The sequence below is a fragment of the Nodosilinea sp. E11 genome (assembly GCF_032813545.1).
Lineage (GTDB): Bacteria > Cyanobacteriota > Cyanobacteriia > Phormidesmidales > Phormidesmidaceae > Nodosilinea.
Genome location: NZ_CP136520.1, coordinates 3,943,765 through 3,958,797 on the forward strand (window position 1 = coordinate 3,943,765; position 15,033 = coordinate 3,958,797).

Annotated in this window: 10 protein-coding genes; 4 read left to right on the plus strand and 6 right to left on the minus strand. The window is 60.2% G+C overall.

Annotated features, from left to right (window positions below; all coding sequences use genetic code 11):
- Window positions 1-36: 36 nt before the first annotated feature.
- Entirely contained in the window at window positions 37-5,589 is a 5,553-nt protein-coding gene (locus RRF56_RS19650) for a translocation/assembly module TamB domain-containing protein (protein ID WP_317034851.1), read from the minus strand.
- A 238-nt stretch (window positions 5,590-5,827) separates the two neighbouring features.
- On the opposite strand from RRF56_RS19650, the gene RRF56_RS19655 reads away from it, so the two are divergent.
- Genes RRF56_RS19655 through murQ form a run of 3 tightly spaced genes read left to right on the plus strand, consistent with a single transcriptional unit; the run spans window position 5,828 to window position 8,154 of the window.
- Window positions 5,828-6,220 (plus strand): DUF3110 domain-containing protein, encoded by a 393-nt coding sequence (locus tag RRF56_RS19655; protein WP_317034852.1) that lies wholly within the window; start codon window positions 5,828-5,830, stop codon window positions 6,218-6,220.
- Window positions 6,221-6,229: 9 nt separating this feature from the next.
- Window positions 6,230-7,165, plus strand: a complete 936-nt coding sequence (locus RRF56_RS19660) for a DUF4870 domain-containing protein (protein ID WP_317034853.1) — start codon at window positions 6,230-6,232, stop codon at window positions 7,163-7,165.
- Between the two features lie 53 nt (window positions 7,166-7,218).
- On the plus strand, window positions 7,219-8,154 hold the full coding sequence (gene murQ / locus RRF56_RS19665; RefSeq protein ID WP_317034854.1) for an N-acetylmuramic acid 6-phosphate etherase: 936 nt from the start codon (window positions 7,219-7,221) through the stop codon (window positions 8,152-8,154).
- Window positions 8,155-8,177: 23 nt separating this feature from the next.
- Here murQ and RRF56_RS19670 read toward each other — a convergent pair whose 3' ends face one another.
- Both RRF56_RS19670 and RRF56_RS19675 read right to left on the minus strand, forming a co-directional pair.
- Window positions 8,178-8,741 (minus strand): pentapeptide repeat-containing protein, encoded by a 564-nt coding sequence (locus RRF56_RS19670; protein WP_317034855.1) that lies wholly within the window; start codon window positions 8,739-8,741, stop codon window positions 8,178-8,180.
- A 273-nt stretch (window positions 8,742-9,014) separates the two neighbouring features.
- Complete coding sequence (locus tag RRF56_RS19675) at window positions 9,015-9,749, minus strand: rhomboid family intramembrane serine protease (protein ID WP_317034856.1); 735 nt, start codon at window positions 9,747-9,749, stop codon at window positions 9,015-9,017.
- A 526-nt stretch (window positions 9,750-10,275) separates the two neighbouring features.
- On the opposite strand from RRF56_RS19675, the gene RRF56_RS19680 reads away from it, so the two are divergent.
- Window positions 10,276-11,622 carry a hypothetical protein gene (locus RRF56_RS19680; protein ID WP_317034857.1) on the plus strand — a complete coding sequence of 449 codons (1,347 nt, stop codon included), beginning with the start codon at window positions 10,276-10,278 and terminating at the stop codon, window positions 11,620-11,622.
- An 87-nt stretch (window positions 11,623-11,709) separates the two neighbouring features.
- Here the strand turns inward: RRF56_RS19680 and RRF56_RS19685 are convergent, their stop codons facing one another.
- From RRF56_RS19685 to RRF56_RS19695, 3 genes are all read right to left on the minus strand, one after another.
- Window positions 11,710-12,333 carry a GUN4 domain-containing protein gene (locus RRF56_RS19685; RefSeq protein ID WP_317034858.1) on the minus strand — a complete coding sequence of 208 codons (624 nt, stop codon included), beginning with the start codon at window positions 12,331-12,333 and terminating at the stop codon, window positions 11,710-11,712.
- The gene (locus RRF56_RS19690; protein WP_317034859.1) at window positions 12,323-13,879 is read right to left on the minus strand and encodes a GUN4 domain-containing protein; all 1,557 of its coding nucleotides are present in this window, start codon (window positions 13,877-13,879) and stop codon (window positions 12,323-12,325) included. Before RRF56_RS19690 ends, RRF56_RS19685 begins: the two co-directional genes overlap by 11 nt.
- Window positions 13,880-13,959: 80 nt before the next feature.
- Window positions 13,960-15,018 (minus strand): hypothetical protein, encoded by a 1,059-nt coding sequence (locus RRF56_RS19695; protein WP_317034860.1) that lies wholly within the window; start codon window positions 15,016-15,018, stop codon window positions 13,960-13,962.
- Window positions 15,019-15,033 lie beyond the last annotated feature (15 nt).

Here is a 15,033-nt window from a genome sequence, read left to right on the forward strand (position 1 = left end):
ACAGGGGATACGGAGCCGTGGCTTGGGGCTCATGGGCTAGAACCGAAATTCTAAAACTGCGCCGGTGTTTTCGTTGAATTGTTCGTAGCTGGTAGTGCCCCGAATTGTAATCTGATCGGTAATGCGGTAGCGCACGCTAAACACCGCTGGTGTCACATTGGTGAACACCTTTTGCACCGACGCCGAAATATTGGGCGAAAAGTTAAACCCAATCTCGCCGCCGATATCGACAACCCCACCCTGCTGCCCCGGCGGTGAGGCCGAAAACAGCCGCAGGTCGGTGCGCTCTAGGCCAGAACCCAAGATGTTTTGTAGGTTATTCAGTAAGGCCGACCCGGCAAAGGCCAGCAGCCCCTGAAAGCCATCGCCCCCGCCCGATACACTGCCCAGCGTAGACTCAAGAGCGGTCAAAAATCCACCGCTAATCAAGGCGACAATTTCGCCGTCTGAGCGCGGCGGGGTACTCGATAGCTCAACCCCCTGTAAATTGACCACGCGACTGGCTCGACCATCGACGCTGGCACGAATGCGCACGGTCTGTACGCCCGCCTGGGTCAGCCCGAGCTGGTCAATGCGAGAGACGCTGATTTCGTTGCGGGGGAAGGGGGATGCGGCAGCCAGCGTATTGCCAGCGGCGGCACTGTCGGGCACTGCCGCCGAGAGGGTCGCTACCAGGTAGGGGTCGATCGTGTCATCGAGGTCACTAAATTCGGCGTAATTTTCGTCGCCAGTCAGGCGAAACTCGGTGGTGAGCAGGTTGATGCGGCCCGAGGGCAAATTGATGCGGCCATTGGGGCGAATGTTGGGAGCGGCCCCGACTAGATCTAGGGTGCCCTCGGCCCGCACATCGACCAAGCCTGGAATGGCTAGTCGTACATTGTCGGCTAGCACCAGCTGAAAGTCTTCTAAGACTGGCGGAATTGGGTCAAAAATTCGGGGTTCTCGAGTGGTGGCAAAGCTGGCTGGGGCATTGCCCCCTTCATTGGCTTCTGGTAGGGTCAGCAGCCCATCGGAGAGTGCAACCTCACCATAGACCAGCGGCGGCAGCAAAAACACGCTGCCACCCACTACCACGTTGCCGTCAACTCGGCCTCGGTAGGTACCGGCAGGGTTGCGCAGGTCGAGAGCAATGTTGTCGAGGGTAAGCCGAAAGGGGTTGTCGGCGGTGCTAGCGGTTGCGCCAGAAAAAGCGATGCTGCCGTTGTCAAACAGCCCTGGGGCCAGGTCTTGAACCGAGGGCAGCAGCTTGAGGTTGCCATTGGCAACGACCTTACCGTTGCTAAAGTCACCTTCGAGATTTTGCACATCGAGGATGAGGCCCCTACTGTACACAGAGCCGACTCGGGCCGTGCTGGGGCCTTCTACAACTTGAATGTTGCCCCGCAGGTTAGTAATTGGCTCTGGCAAACTCCGAGAACTGATGGTGACGCCATCTAAGTTGGCACTGCCGGTGACGTTGAGGGTGGTCAGGGCCTCTTGAATGGACTGGTTAAGCGGCCAGCGGCCCTGGACCGCCAGATCAAGGGCTGCCTCGCCCGATTCCCAAGCGATCGCCTGGGTGAGCAGGTTAATCAGGGCAAAGCCCTCGTCCCGCATGCGCAGCGTCACATTGACCGTATCGGCTTCGGGCTGCTGGTTGAGGCCGGGCATCGGCAGGGGCACACTGGCGATCAGCCGTAGCGGATCGGTGGCTTGCTGGTCAGTCTGATCGTCAACGGCTATTCGGCTAATCAGGTTCAGTCGGGCATCTTGATACCTAAAGTTGGCGGTAGCCAGGTCGAGGGCATTGCCGTTGATGGTGGCTTCGTTGACCGCCAACTGTCCCCGTACCTGGGGATTGGCGAGGTTCCCGGTCAGGGTGGCCCCCAGGTTCATCAGGCCGTCGAGGTTGTCGGGCAGTCGCAGCGGCTGACGGACGGCATTAATCGGCACATCACTGACTTCTAATCGCAGGGTGCGGCCCTCAACGTCGTTGGGGTCAAGGCTAAAGTCACCATTGAGGGTAGCCAGGGCAACGCCCTGCTGGGTGGTGGCCGAGAAGCCAGAGAAGTCCGATCGCAGGCTGACCGGCTCTAGCCGCACTACGTTGTCTTGGTAGCTGCCCTGGGCAATAAATTCGTCAATGCGATAGGTAGCCCCATTGCTGCCGTTAGAACTGCCCCAGACCCAGTTGGCCCCAGCCAGGTCAAAGGTGACGTTGAGATCGTCGGGAATGGCCCCACGGGCGGTAACGGTACCCGAAATGCTGCCCACAAAGTCTTCGAGGGGCGGTAGCGGAGCGGTTTCGGCCTGGGCCGCCAGAATATCTTGCAGCTCTTGAATTTCGGCTAGGCGGCGCAGCTGGTCGAGCAGACTGGCGTTGCGATCGCCCACCGGGTTGACCTCCGCTAAAGACGCCAGATCGACCTCGGTAGCAGGGCGAAACCACTCGGGCGGACGGAGCAGATTGAACCGAAAATCGGCCTGTTCAAAAATTAGGAAGGTCTGCAAGAGATCTTGAATCTGGCCATTATCGACCACCAGTTCACCATTGATCTGGGGGGTGTCGCCCAGGGTGTAGGTGCCGCTGGCCAGGTAGCGGCTGAACCCCGACGCCGACTCTAGGGTGCCCCCTACCAGGCCAATCACGCCGTTGGCATAGGTGATCGTGCCCCGCAGACGACCGTAGCGAGTCACTTCTAAGGGCCGCTCTGGGGCGTCGGGGTCAAAGGCGGCGACGGTGGTTTCGGTGGGCAAGCTGAGGTAACCCACGCTGGGGTCTTGCACATCGAAGGTGGCGCGCAGGGTGGGCTGGCGCAGGTTGGCCACCACCTCTGCCGAGGTAATTAGACCACCGATGGTGCCCAGCCCGTTGGTGCCGGCCTGGGGCAGTCTGAGATTGCTGAGGGGAAAGTTGGCTACCGTGGCGTAGAGCTCGTCGCCCTGGGTATAGCCCTGGGCCAGGGCCTCACCGCTGCGAACGTCAAAGGTTAAATTGCGATCGCCCTGGGCCGTGGCCACCAAGATGCGATCGCCGCCGCCGGTCAGATCGACGGATAGCGGGCCACCCTGGGTAAAGGCGACTGGGCCGCTCAGGGGCGACGCAAAGCCCAGATCGCCGGCGGTCAAGCCCACCAGCGAGGCGTTACCGTTGAGGGCCAGAGCCCCCGGTCGCCCTCGCAATCGTCCTTGAAAGAAGGCGTTGCCCCCCAGGGGGATGATCGCCGGGACGGGCAGGGCGGCCAGGCTATAGCTCTCAGCATTGAGGTTGAGATCGAGGTTGGCGATCGTCGGTGCCCCCGGCCCGCTTAGCTGCGGCGTGATCACACCGCTGGCATTCAGGCCAGCGGTGCTGGCCTGCTGCACTAAAATTGACTGCCCATTCCAGGCCAGGTTGGCGGTGAGGGGCTGGCGCACCTGAGCCAGCTGAGGTGCCCGAGCGGCGGCGGTGGCTAGCCCGTCTGACAAAAACAACTGCCCCTGCCCCGTGGCCCCCGCCAGGCTGAGATTGTCGGTGCTGCCGGTAAACCGAAAGCTCCCCTCGGCGGTGCCCTGGAGATCGGGGGCGAAGGCGGCCATTTGCAGATCGCGACCCTGGACGGTGGCATTCCACTGGCCCCCGGTTAGGGTGGCCTGGGTGAGCACGGTGCCCCCGGCGGCTGTTGCCTGGGCTGTCCCCTGCCCCTGAATGCTGCGCAGACCGGCCTCGCCTAGGGTGCCGACCAGCTCAGCCTCGCCGGTGATGCTGCCGCCGATGCCCGCGCCGAGTTGATCAAGCTGTAGATCGACCGCCCGGAGGGTAGACTGCCAACGGCGATCGGCTAGCCCCAGGCTGCCATTGGCGACTACGGTACCCCCGGCCACCTGCACAAAGGTATCGGTAAACCCCAGGGCATTGTCGGCCAGCCGCACGGTGCCCTGGGCTGGGTAGGTGCCCAGGGGGGCGCGCCAGCGGGCACTACCCACCAGTTGGCCCACGGGGCCAGCCACTTCGGCATCGACAAACATCGGCCCGAGATCGACGTTGTCGGGCAGGCCATAGCGTCGGCCAATGGCGGTAGCCGGCAGGCGATCGCCGGTCATCGTTAGTGAGAGCTGTCCTGGCTCCCCAAAGGTAAATAGGCCACTGCCTGCGATCGCCCCGCCGTCTTGAGGACTGGCCTGGAAGCTGTCAATGGCTAGATTGGGGGCGCGGAGGGTAGTGCTGGCCCGCAGGTCAGAGAAGGGCACCTGGTCGATCACAATGGTGCTCTGGGAGATAATGTCGCTGGCGATCACAGGCCGATTTAGCGGCCCGGTCATGGTGACATTGGCTAAAAACGTGCCCACCGTAGACACCGGCATAGCCACATCAAACAGCTCAGAGATTTGGGCCACCGTAAAGGGATTCACCTGCCCACTCAGGTCGTAACCCTCGTCAAAACTGAGGATGCCGCCTGCCTCTGCGGTCAAGGTGCCTAGGCTGGCAGTTACCCCCTCAAACTCGATCTCTCGGCCTCTAAATCGCACATCGCCCTGAAGATTTTGCAGCGGTTCTGGCAGACCGCGCGTGATTACAGACCCCTCCGTGACCCGTGCCGTACCCACAATGGTCGTCGGCACGCCACGACCACTTTCGATATCGACCTGGCCGCTGACAAAGCCACTGGGAAACTGCACCGGCAACGGATTGTCTAAAAAAGAATCGACCAGCGGCATGATGTCGGTGGCTCTGGCCGCCTGGGTGCGCAAGTTGATGTTGGCGCGCAGGCCGGGGCCGGGTACCTCTGTAGCGTCGGCGCTGGCACTGGGAGCATCTTGGGGCGGCGGTAGCAGCACGGCCCCTTTCAGGTTGAGACTGCCCCCTTGCAGGGAGTTGCCGCTTAGGGCCAGATTGAGCTGCTGGGTCTCTAGGGGAGAGTTGGGGTCGTCGGGGACTTCAACGAGAGCGTTGGTAAATTCGAGCTGACCCTGGATATCGGCGATCGCCACCTGCACCGGCTCTACGTCATCGGCCACGTAGGGCACCATGGTGAGCTGGCCATCGTTGACGTTGATCGTGGCGATCCGAACGTCCACAAACGGATCGCGATCGGGGTCGCGATCGGGCAAATTGATTTCCAGATCAAACCATTCCCCCTCGGCATTTTGCTCTAGGTAGAGGTTCCCCTGATCTAGGGTGAGGCTGAGGGGCAGCTCTCGCCGCCACAGATCGAGGAGCCGAAAGCTGACCTCCACCCCTTCTAGCGATAGCGTATCGGGATCGCTGGGAGTCGGTGGCAGGGTCGATGGCCCCAGTCGCACCCCCGACAGCCCTATCCCTTCCACCGGCCCCAGCTCGACCGGGCGACTGATCACCTCGGTTAGCTCACTTTCTAGCCAGGGCACGAGATTGTGTCGGGTCCATAGCCAGCCGCCCAGGGCTACGGCTCCGCCTAGCACCAGCCCAGCACCGAGCACCGAGCCTGCTACCAACCAGCGGCGACCGCTTGCCTGAGAATCTAGATCGAACTCTTCTAGATCAGACTCTTCTGGGCCAAGCTCTTCTGGGTCGGTGGGAGAAAACTCCTCTGGTGCTTGAGCCGAGTCTTCTGGCTCTTGAGCCGGGTCTGGTTTTTGGGAAGGGGTCATACCCGTTTACGCCACCGCAAAACACCCACCAATAGTAATGAACTCCCCAGCATCTGCCCACCACCTGCAACGAAGGTATGTAATCGCCCAAAGGGTAGGTGAGGAGGTGTTGCCCCTTGGGTTTGGCCGTTTAAATCGTTTGCACTCAATCCTGATCATAGACGCTAGGTCTGGCAATTTGTTCACGCTGCTCTGGCCCGCTAAAGTAAACAAGTAATGCTGTTGGTGAGATATGGCTATGGTGGTGTACGTGCTGTTATTTAACGCTCGCACCGAAAACGAAGGTATCCACACTCTGAATGTAGATGGCCAGGATGTGGTGCTGATGTTTGAGCATGAAGACGATGCCACTCGTTTTGGCTTGATGCTAGAGGCCCAAGACTTTCCAGAGTCTACTGTTGAGGGCATGGACCAAGCCGAGATCGAAGAATTTTGCGAATCGGCAGGCTACAGCTGTCGTCTGGTTCCCCAGGGATCGTTGGCGATGCCTCCGGAACAAAATGTGGAGCAGACCACCTGGAACCCCGACGATCCAGACGCATCGCTCCCGGTGGCCCCCACCGCAGACGCCAGCGACGTCTCCCAGGCGGAACTCGATCGCCTGCGTCAGCAGTTTGAGAAATTGCTCTAGGTCACTCCAATGACGCTGCCCCTGTCTACCCTAATTGACCGTGCCCGTCAGGGCGATGCTTGCGCGATCGCCCAGCTAATCACCCGTTCGCTGGCCAACCAGGGCGTAGTAGCACGGGGGCAGTGGCAAGGCACGCAGCTGATCTTCGACCTTGAGGCCGACCGCCCTGTGGCCCAACGCCAGGTGGTGCCCCATATTTGTCGGGGGCTAGAGCGCCTAGAGCTGACCTGCCCAATCGATACGGTGTCGGTAATCGCCCGGCGGACGGATCAAGCGGCGATTGACTGGCGCGAAAGCTTTAGTTTGCAGACCGGGGTAGGGTTGGCTGTGGCTGGGCCAGAGCCCAGCGATGCCCCCGAAGATCCGGTGCTGAGCGATCGCCGTAGACCCGACCGTGACTCCTCTGCGTCTGGGTCACCCGTCCCATTTTCTGTTCCGCCCTCGCTGCTGCCACCGGATCGGGTAGTTTCAACCTTCCATGCTGAGACGACCGAATCAGACACTCCGGCTCCCCCCGCCCCCAACCCCGATCTGAAGCCGTCTGCCTTGTCAGGTAAGACTCTGGCGGCCCTGATGCATCTCACTCCCCTGCTGAGCTATCTGGTGGTGGGTAGTCAGTGGCTAGGGGGATGGCCGTTGTTTTGGGGAGGCTCCTTCCTGCTGCCCTGGCGGGTAGTCGCTCCCCTGGTGCTGGTGTTGCTGCCAGGGCTTGCCTCTAGGCCTGGTTATGCCGACATGCAAAACCAGGCTAAGGCGGCACTCAACTTTCAGCTCACGCTGCTGATTGCCTGGGTTGTGACCATTGCGCTGATGTTTGTTTTGGTGGGCTTTTTGCTGGTGGTGCCCCTGGCGCTGATCGAAATAGTCAGCTGCATTGTGGCGGCGGTGCGGGCTTCGGAGGGCAAGGCGGCTCGCTATGCGGTAGCCATTCGGTTTGTGCGCTAGGCCCGCCATCTTCTACATTAATGGCAGTGTTGATTGCCCTCTGGATGCCCCCTGTGATCGTAAACTCTGCCCTCAATGTTGACCCCGCCGATCGCGGGCATCTGCTCACCGAGCAGGCCAACCCCCGCAGCGCTCAGCTTGACCAACTCAGCTCCCTGGAGCTAGTTGACCTGTTTAACCAGGAAGATCAGCGCACCCTAGAGGCCATTGCTGGCGCGCGGGATGCCTTGGCTGCCGCCATTGATGCCGCCACCGAGGCGCTACGCCAGGGGGGGCGACTGTTTTATGTCGGGGCGGGCACCAGTGGTCGGCTAGGAGTGCTCGATGCCGCCGAATGTCCGCCCACCTTTTGCACGCCGCCCGATCTGGTGCAGGGCATTATTGCCGGGGGGGCTGGTGCCCTGGTGAAAAGTTCTGAGGGGTTAGAAGATGTAGCTGAGGATGGGGCAGCCGCGATCGCCCAGCGGAATGTGCAGGCCCAGGATGTGGTGGTCGGCATTACTGCCGGGGGCACGACGCCCTACGTGCAGGGGGCGATCGCCGCTGCCCGCGATCGCGGTGCGACTACAGTGTTGATTGCCTGTGTGCCCGCCGACCAGGTACCCACCGAGGCCGCCATTGATATTCGCCTGCTGGTGGGGCCAGAGCTGCTGGCGGGCTCAACCCGGCTGAAGGCCGGGACAGTGACGAAGATGGCCCTCAACATTCTCTCGACCGGGGTGATGGTGCGTCTGGGCAAAGTCTACGGCAATCGCATGGTCGATGTGGCGGTGACCAATACAAAACTGCGCGATCGCGCCCTGCGTATACTCTGCGACCTCACCGATCTAGACCGCCCAGCGGCGGCAGCGCTGCTCGATCGCAGCAACCAGCAGGTAAAGCTGGCCCTAATGATGCACCTGGGTCAGCTCGATGCCGAAGCGGCTAGTGAGCGCCTGGCCCAGCACCAGGGTCGCCTGCGGCCAGCGCTAGAGGTAGGCGAGCTCTAAACCGATAAACAGGGATGACTGCCCTAGAGCGTGGGCGAGAGGTGAGACTGAGGTTCTGCGCCGTCGATCCATACCCGGTCTAGACAGGCTCCTTCGAGCTGGGCGATCGCCAAGTTAGCCCCGCGCAAGTTAGCGGCAGTCAAGTCGGCCCCGCGCAGGTCAGCGGCGGTCAAGTCGGCCCCGCGCAGGTCGGTGTAGCTGAGGTTGGCATGGCGTAGATTGGCCTCGCGCAGCACGGCCTGGTGTAGGGTGGCCAGGCGTAAGTCGCTACAGCGCAGGTCGGCCCCCGCCAGGTTAATACGGCTCAGCTCAGCGCGAATGAGAACGCTGCGGGCCAGGTCGGCTTGCTCTAGGTTGGCCTCTTCCAGATTGGCCCGCCAAAGGTTGCAGCCGCTGAGCTGTGCCCCGCTCAGCCTCGCCTGGTGCAGGTTTACCGACACCAGGTTGGCCTGCTTTAGGTTGACACCGGGCAGACTGAGGCCAGGCATCCAGGCCTCATGAAAGTCTAGGTGGCTAAAATCGCGGCGGCCTTGGGCATAGAGCTCCAGCACCTGAGCCATCGTTATCGTGATGGATTGTGAATCCATAGAATGTCTTTCATCCATCAGCCACTACTCCAACCCGTTCCGGTTCGACCCGATGTCTGACCCCTCACGGGCCAGATAGCAGAGGTCTTACCCACAAAGACCCCTTAACTTTGCCTAATGTTACATATTTGTAAACTAATGTAACAATTTCTGAGTTCCTTGACAAGAACATCGCCTAGGCCAGTGTGAGCCTAGGCGAATGGGGGTGAGGCGTTTTTGGGTTTGGAAAGGGCAGGTATCTTACTTCAGCGCGAATCCCTAAACCCTCGTTGCTTAGTCAGCATTGGGGCCTTCGGTAGAGAGTTCTACCCCATCGGGCTGGCTAAACAGGCCAAACACAGGACCGAGCAGAGCCCCAATGGCAAAGCCGCCCGCATGAGCCCAGTAGGCAATACCGCCGCCTTCCATGCCGATCATGGCCGGTGCTCCCAGGCTGGCAAAGCCGTAGACAGCCTGCTGCACAAACCAAATACCCAGATAGAAAATAGCGGGAATTCTGAGCGGCAGCGGAAATGGCCCTAGGGGCACCAGGGTGAGAATGCGAACCTCGGGGAAGCGAAAGATATAGGCCCCCATTACCCCTGCGATCGCGCCACTGGCCCCCAGGGACGGAATGCCAGAGTCCATGGCGAAGAACCACTGGGCCAGATTAGCCAGCACGCCACAGAGCAAATAAAACACCAAAAATCGCCCGTGCCCCATCTGGTCTTCGACGTTGTTGCCAAAAATCCAGAGGTAGAGCATGTTGCCCGCCAGGTGCAAAAAGCCGCCGTGGAGAAACTGCCCGGTCACCAGCGTTAGCCATTCTTCGGCATTGGGCACCGATACCCGGGTCGTCAGGCTGCTCGAAAACTCTTCGGGTACCACCGCCCAGGCGTGGAAAAAGTTCGTGAGCCCGGAGGCGGGCAGGCTGAGTTCGTAGATAAACAGCGCTATGTTGAGCACGATCAGCCCGTAGGTGACGTAGGGCGTGCGCTGACCTGGGTTGTAGTCTTTTAGGGGTACCACCGATGACCTCTTTGCAATACAGATTTAAGTACAGACAGAAAAACACCGTGCCCCGATGCTAGGCACAACCACACTATTACAGAGAGCCTTAAAAATAAAAATCCTCCCTTTTATCGACCTTTTGGTTGAGAAATAAACTCTGATGCTTAAAGATGACGGCTCATAGGCCCGCTGCCCCGGCCACCAGCAAATAAGCACTCTGTAGCATCAGTCGCCAACTATGCCCGAAACCCGAAACCGGATTAACCCACCCCTGCCCCTCCCGGGAGGGGATGCCGCAACCCAAAACCTGAAACCCAAACCCCCCCCAGCAAGCGTTGCCCTACTCCAGCCAGCCACTACTATCCGCCCTGTAAACTAGGTACCCATAGTTCACTCAACCCTCCCCTGTTGATGGCGGGGGCTTGACCAGCAGTCTCACTGTCTCAACTCAATTTCTTAGACTGTAGCTAGGGTTGAAGGCAGGGTTCTGGGGCTCCAGAGGTTTTGCTTGACCGACAACTCGCCATTGTGCTCTTCCCTAGCTATGACCAAACCCTTTGCCTCTCGTCCTGGGCTAGCGACATCGTTGGTGTTAGGAGCCTTGTTGACCTGCTGCATCAGTCGCCCAGTCCCATCCGCCACCTCCGACCCCCGGCCATCGGCAGCCAACGCTGAGGCAGCCTTGCCCCCGACCGATCTCTGGTACGAGGCGGTTGGAGAAGCCAACCAAGCCACCCTGCTGGCCGCTACCGCCACCACGGCCCCCCAGTGGAACCAGGTGGCCGGAGCCTGGGGCCGGTCTGTAGCGCTGTTGCAGGCGATCGCTCCCGATGACCCCCGCCAGGTATTTAGCCAGCGCAAAGCGCGGGAATATCAGCAAAACCTCTATCTGGCGCAGCAAAAGGCCGACCAGCAGGGCTTACCCAGGGTATTTCCGGCCCTGGGCAGCGACGTACTAGATGAGCAGGTGAGCCTGTACCACGCCTACGTGGCCACCCTCGGTCCCCCCGATGTGCTGGTGGTGGGCAGTTCCCGTGCCCTCCAGGGGGTCGATCCGGTGGTGCTACAGCAGGCTTTGGCGGCGCAGGGCTACCCCGGGCTGCGGGTCTACAACTTTAGCGTCAACGGGGCTACGGCCCAGGTGGTGAGTTTTATTACCCGGCAGCTTTTGGCCCCTGACCTGCACCCCAGGCTGGTAATCTGGGCCGAAGGCTCTCGCGCCTTCAACAGCGGACGGTTTGATCGCACCTTTGCCGAAATTTTGGCCTCCCCTGGCTACGCCGCTGTGCGCGATGGCGCTACTCTCACCCTGGCTTCCCCCAACAATTTAGATCAGGCAGAACCCGCCTCTGATGACTCTGAACCGGACAGCCCTGAACTGGACAGCCCTGAAAGCGAGGCCATTGCTCCAAATGCGGAGTATGGCACCGTGCCCCTCAGCCCAATCAACTCCCAGGGATTTTTGGCGGTCAACGATCAGTTCAACCCGACGGTCTACTACCGCAGCTTTCCACTGGTGCGCGGTCAGTACGACAACGCCTATCGCCCCTTTCGCCTAGACGGGGTGCAGACGGTTTCCTTTGAAGCCACCACCCAGTTTCTGCAAAGCCAGAATATTCCGCTGGTGTTTGTCAATTTGCCCCTGAGCAACGACTACCTCGACGGGGTACGACTGAACTACGAGCGCCAGTTTCAGCAATTTTTACAGGGTTGGGCCAATCGAGGTACCCTCACCCTGGTCGATCTATTAGAAACCTGGCGCTGGCGATCGCACCTGTTTGCCGATCCCAGCCACATCAACCGCTACGGAGCCCGAGAAATTGCCAGCCTGCTCGCCGCCGATGGGCGAATTCCCTGGGGGCAATTGGTGCAGGCCCAGGGCGAAGAGTAACCGGGGGACGTAACGAGGTCATGCAGGAGTCGTAGTGACCCGGTCATCGGGTAGGTTCAACCATTCTGCCTTTCACCCCTCACCCCCTCACCCCATACCCTCGGCCTGGTGACAGCGAGAGAGGCGCAGCATCATAGCGTCGAGGCGCGACAGATCGCCAAAGCCTGCCCCCTGTCCGGTCAAGAAGCCGCCCATGCGTAGGGAAGCCAGCCGGGGCACCTGCCAGTACCACAGGGCCGGAAGGTGACCCTGGGGGGCTTCAAGGTCAAAGTCGAGCCAGTTGTAAAACCGCAGAAACCCCACAGGCCGCAGCGAAAACAGCATCAGCCAGCCGACTTCGGCAAAGAAGGGGTGGGGGTTTGACCAGTTGTGCAGCGCTGGATCAAAGGGTTCAAATTTGAGGATTTCGCTGTAGATCTGAAGCTGGGGAGAAAAGCCAAAATGCCCGCCGCTAGCACTCTGCCAGCGATCGTCGATGGCCTGAAGCAACTGGCAGGGAATAGTGGCCAGGGTTTGGGGGGTGAGGTGGGGCCGTTGTCGAGCGTCTCTACCTCGCAGCAGTACCTCCTCCCCGAGGGCGTTTTGCATCACGGCTTCGAGCAGTAGATCTGCGGTCAGGCGATCGGCCATTTCCCAGTCTTCGTCGTTGAGCAACAGACTGAGGTCGTTGAGGGTTGCGTCAAGGCTGCCAATCGGCTCACTAGCTAACACTGGTTACCTCTCCGGGGATTAACGTTTGATCGATCACGGGTGTGGCCACCGCTTCTAGAGGCAGGCAGGTGTTGAGATGACTCATCACGGCGATAATCGTCTCGCTGTCTAGGTCGTAGCGATGGTTGAGGCTGGGGCAGCACCAGCGCCAGGTGGGTAGGTGGCCAGGGGGAGCCTCAAGGCTAAAGTCGAGGGCGTAGTAGGGCCGATGGCCTCGGTACAACCAGGTGGGTTGATCGCGCCAGCCCAGGGCCTGCTGAAAGTCTAGGCCGCGCAGGTGCTCGTCTTGCTGAATTTGCTGCTGGCTACGGTACACCTGTTGCTGAGCCTTAAACCCAAAGCGCCGATTGCTGTGGAGACTCCACAGGGCGTCAATGGTGGCTAAGTCGGTGGGCAGAAGGCGCTCTACGGTGGCAGCGGTCACCGGCTGCATGTCGAGGTTTAGCGCTTTGAAAATAGCGGCCTCGGTTTCGAGGTCGGCGGCTTGCCAGGCCTGTTGCACGAGCAGACTACGCAGCCGGGTGTAGTCGACGCCCAGGGCCGATTCAATGGGGCCATACTTTTGGTCGCGCACCGCCGCTTCAATAGCGATCGCTTCATCGAGCGATAGGCCTTGCAATCGCCGTGCCTGGTCGAGGCGGCCTTGGTCAAACTCAGAGGGGTAGAGGCTATTGGCCAGGGCTTGGTGGCACAGGGCCTGGTACTGATCGCGCTGGACTTGCGCCTGGTGGGCCTGCTTTTGGCGATCGCCCTCGGCCTTAGCTTCGGCGGCTAGGCGGACATCTTCGGTAGTTTTGAGGGTTGTTTGTGTGGTTTTGATCTGGATGTCGTCGTTGTAGCGCTGCTGGTACTGTTGATAAATGGCCTCTGCTTCAAGGATGGGTAAACTCAGGTTTTCGGCCAGTTCTTGCAGGACAGGCCACGGATCTTTGAGGGCAAAGGGTTGACCCTCGTGCATGGCGCGCAGGCGACTAAACTCGGCTGAGGTGATCTCTTCAAAATAGCGGCGTTTGTCGGCCTGGGTTTGAAAGGGGCCTGCGGCTCTGGCATTGAGCACCGTGGCCTCGTCTACTGAGAGGTCGAGCCGCTGGCGCAGCAGGTTAAGGTTGTCGAGTTCGGTGGGGGATAGCTCGCCCTGGGTTCGGCTGTAGGTTTCAGCCTCAGCCAGGTAGTCGCGCTCGGGAGAAAACAGCAGCCCGCTTTGGGCGATCGCCATTAGGCCCACGAGATCTTCAGCTTGATGGGTTTCGATGTGCAGCGCCATCTCACCGAGTTGGAACGTGAAAGCGGTTTCGATCGGGGCGTAGTAGAGGCGATCGCGTAGCCGCCGCAAAATTGACGCCAGTAGCTCTGGATGGGCCTCAAACTGCACCCCAACCCTGACCTCAGCTACCCCGTTAATGTCTGAGATCGGCTCGAACCGAATTTGGTTCATGCCATCGAGGTCGCGCAGATCTTCAACTAAATAGTGCACCTCAGTTGCCACATCGTCGCTCTTGAGCTGAGGGTCTATAAACTTGATCAATAATCTAACGTTCTGCGCCAAGCCAACACCTCCCAGTCGCACCCAGCCTAGACCAATACCCACGGTTCACGGTTGCGAACCTACTCCTAGGTTTTGAACTCCTATAGTAGGCCAGATAGCAAATACAGCTCATCTAAAACGGTTTTCTCCAGCGCATCGGCCTCTTGGGGGTTGAGCTGATAGAAGCCTCGGGCCTGGGTGAGGCGGCCCCGGTTAAACTCTGGCCCAGAGAGGTAGGCCATTACACCCTGATGGAACTCTGTCGCCTCTAGCCCCGGGGCCTGGGTGGCCAGCGCATCAATCGCCAGGGCCTCGAAGGTGCGGCGGTAGTTGGTTAACCGCTGCTGTTGCTCACGGTGGCGCTGGCGGTTGGCTTCGGCCTCGGCCTCGGCCTGCTGCCGAGCCTGGTCGGCGGCATGGCGGAGCGCATTGATACGCTCGGCCTTTAAAAACTGGGCATCGGCCTCGGGCAGGCCCATGGTGGCCGCCTTGGCCTGCATTACTCGCCAAAAGTCGTCATCCAGGCTGCCCTCCTGCTGGCAGACCAGTAGCTCTTTGCGAAAGTGCTGATATTTATCGGCCAGAGTTTTGAACGGCCCCATTGCTCTGGCGTTGAGGTCATGGGTTTCATCTGCTGAGAGCCCCATGCGATGGCGTACCAACAGCAGGTTGGCTTTGGCGGCTGGCGTGAGTTCGCCAAAGCTGTGCACATAGCCTTCGGCCTGGGTGAGGTAGATTTCCCCTGGGGGCAGCAGCGCTTCGCCCAGGGGCAGGAGTTGAGCCAGCACCTTGGCCTGGTTCGTCTGTAGGGTAAGCGTATAGGCAGGCGGAATGCTGACCTCAAAGCTGTAGCGCTGGGTGGTGCGATCGAGCCAGTTGCCCACGCACCGCAGTACTACCCTAAATTTGTTGAGCGGGGCCTCAAACCAGAGCCCGACCGATAGGTTTCGGTCAGCGCCGGGGGCAACTGTGCTCAGCCGTGGGGTAAGGGGGTGAGCCTGGGTCAGAAAAGTAAAGGTTGTGTGCCCTAAGCTGCTGAGCTGGGTGATGCGGCTGCACAGCGCTTGAGCATCTGCATCGATCGCCCTGGCATCTAGTTCAGGTTCTAAGGATTTAATCGACAGCCGGAAACTAGGGTTTGAGTCAAAATCGTTGACCATTTTTAGCTCAGGCAA

Bases quoted from the DNA above. Each gene is read 5' to 3' on its own strand.
- RRF56_RS19650 (WP_317034851.1), bottom strand. From the start codon at position 5,589: ATGACCCCTTCCCAAAAACCAGACCCGGCTCAAGAGCCAGAAGACTCG.
- RRF56_RS19655 (WP_317034852.1), top strand. From the start codon at position 5,828: ATGGTGGTGTACGTGCTGTTATTTAACGCTCGCACCGAAAACGAAGGT.
- RRF56_RS19660 (WP_317034853.1), top strand. From the start codon at position 6,230: ATGACGCTGCCCCTGTCTACCCTAATTGACCGTGCCCGTCAGGGCGAT.
- RRF56_RS19670 (WP_317034855.1), bottom strand. From the start codon at position 8,741: ATGGATTCACAATCCATCACGATAACGATGGCTCAGGTGCTGGAGCTC.
- RRF56_RS19680 (WP_317034857.1), top strand. From the start codon at position 10,276: ATGACCAAACCCTTTGCCTCTCGTCCTGGGCTAGCGACATCGTTGGTG.
- RRF56_RS19695 (WP_317034860.1), bottom strand. From the start codon at position 15,018: ATGGTCAACGATTTTGACTCAAACCCTAGTTTCCGGCTGTCGATTAAA.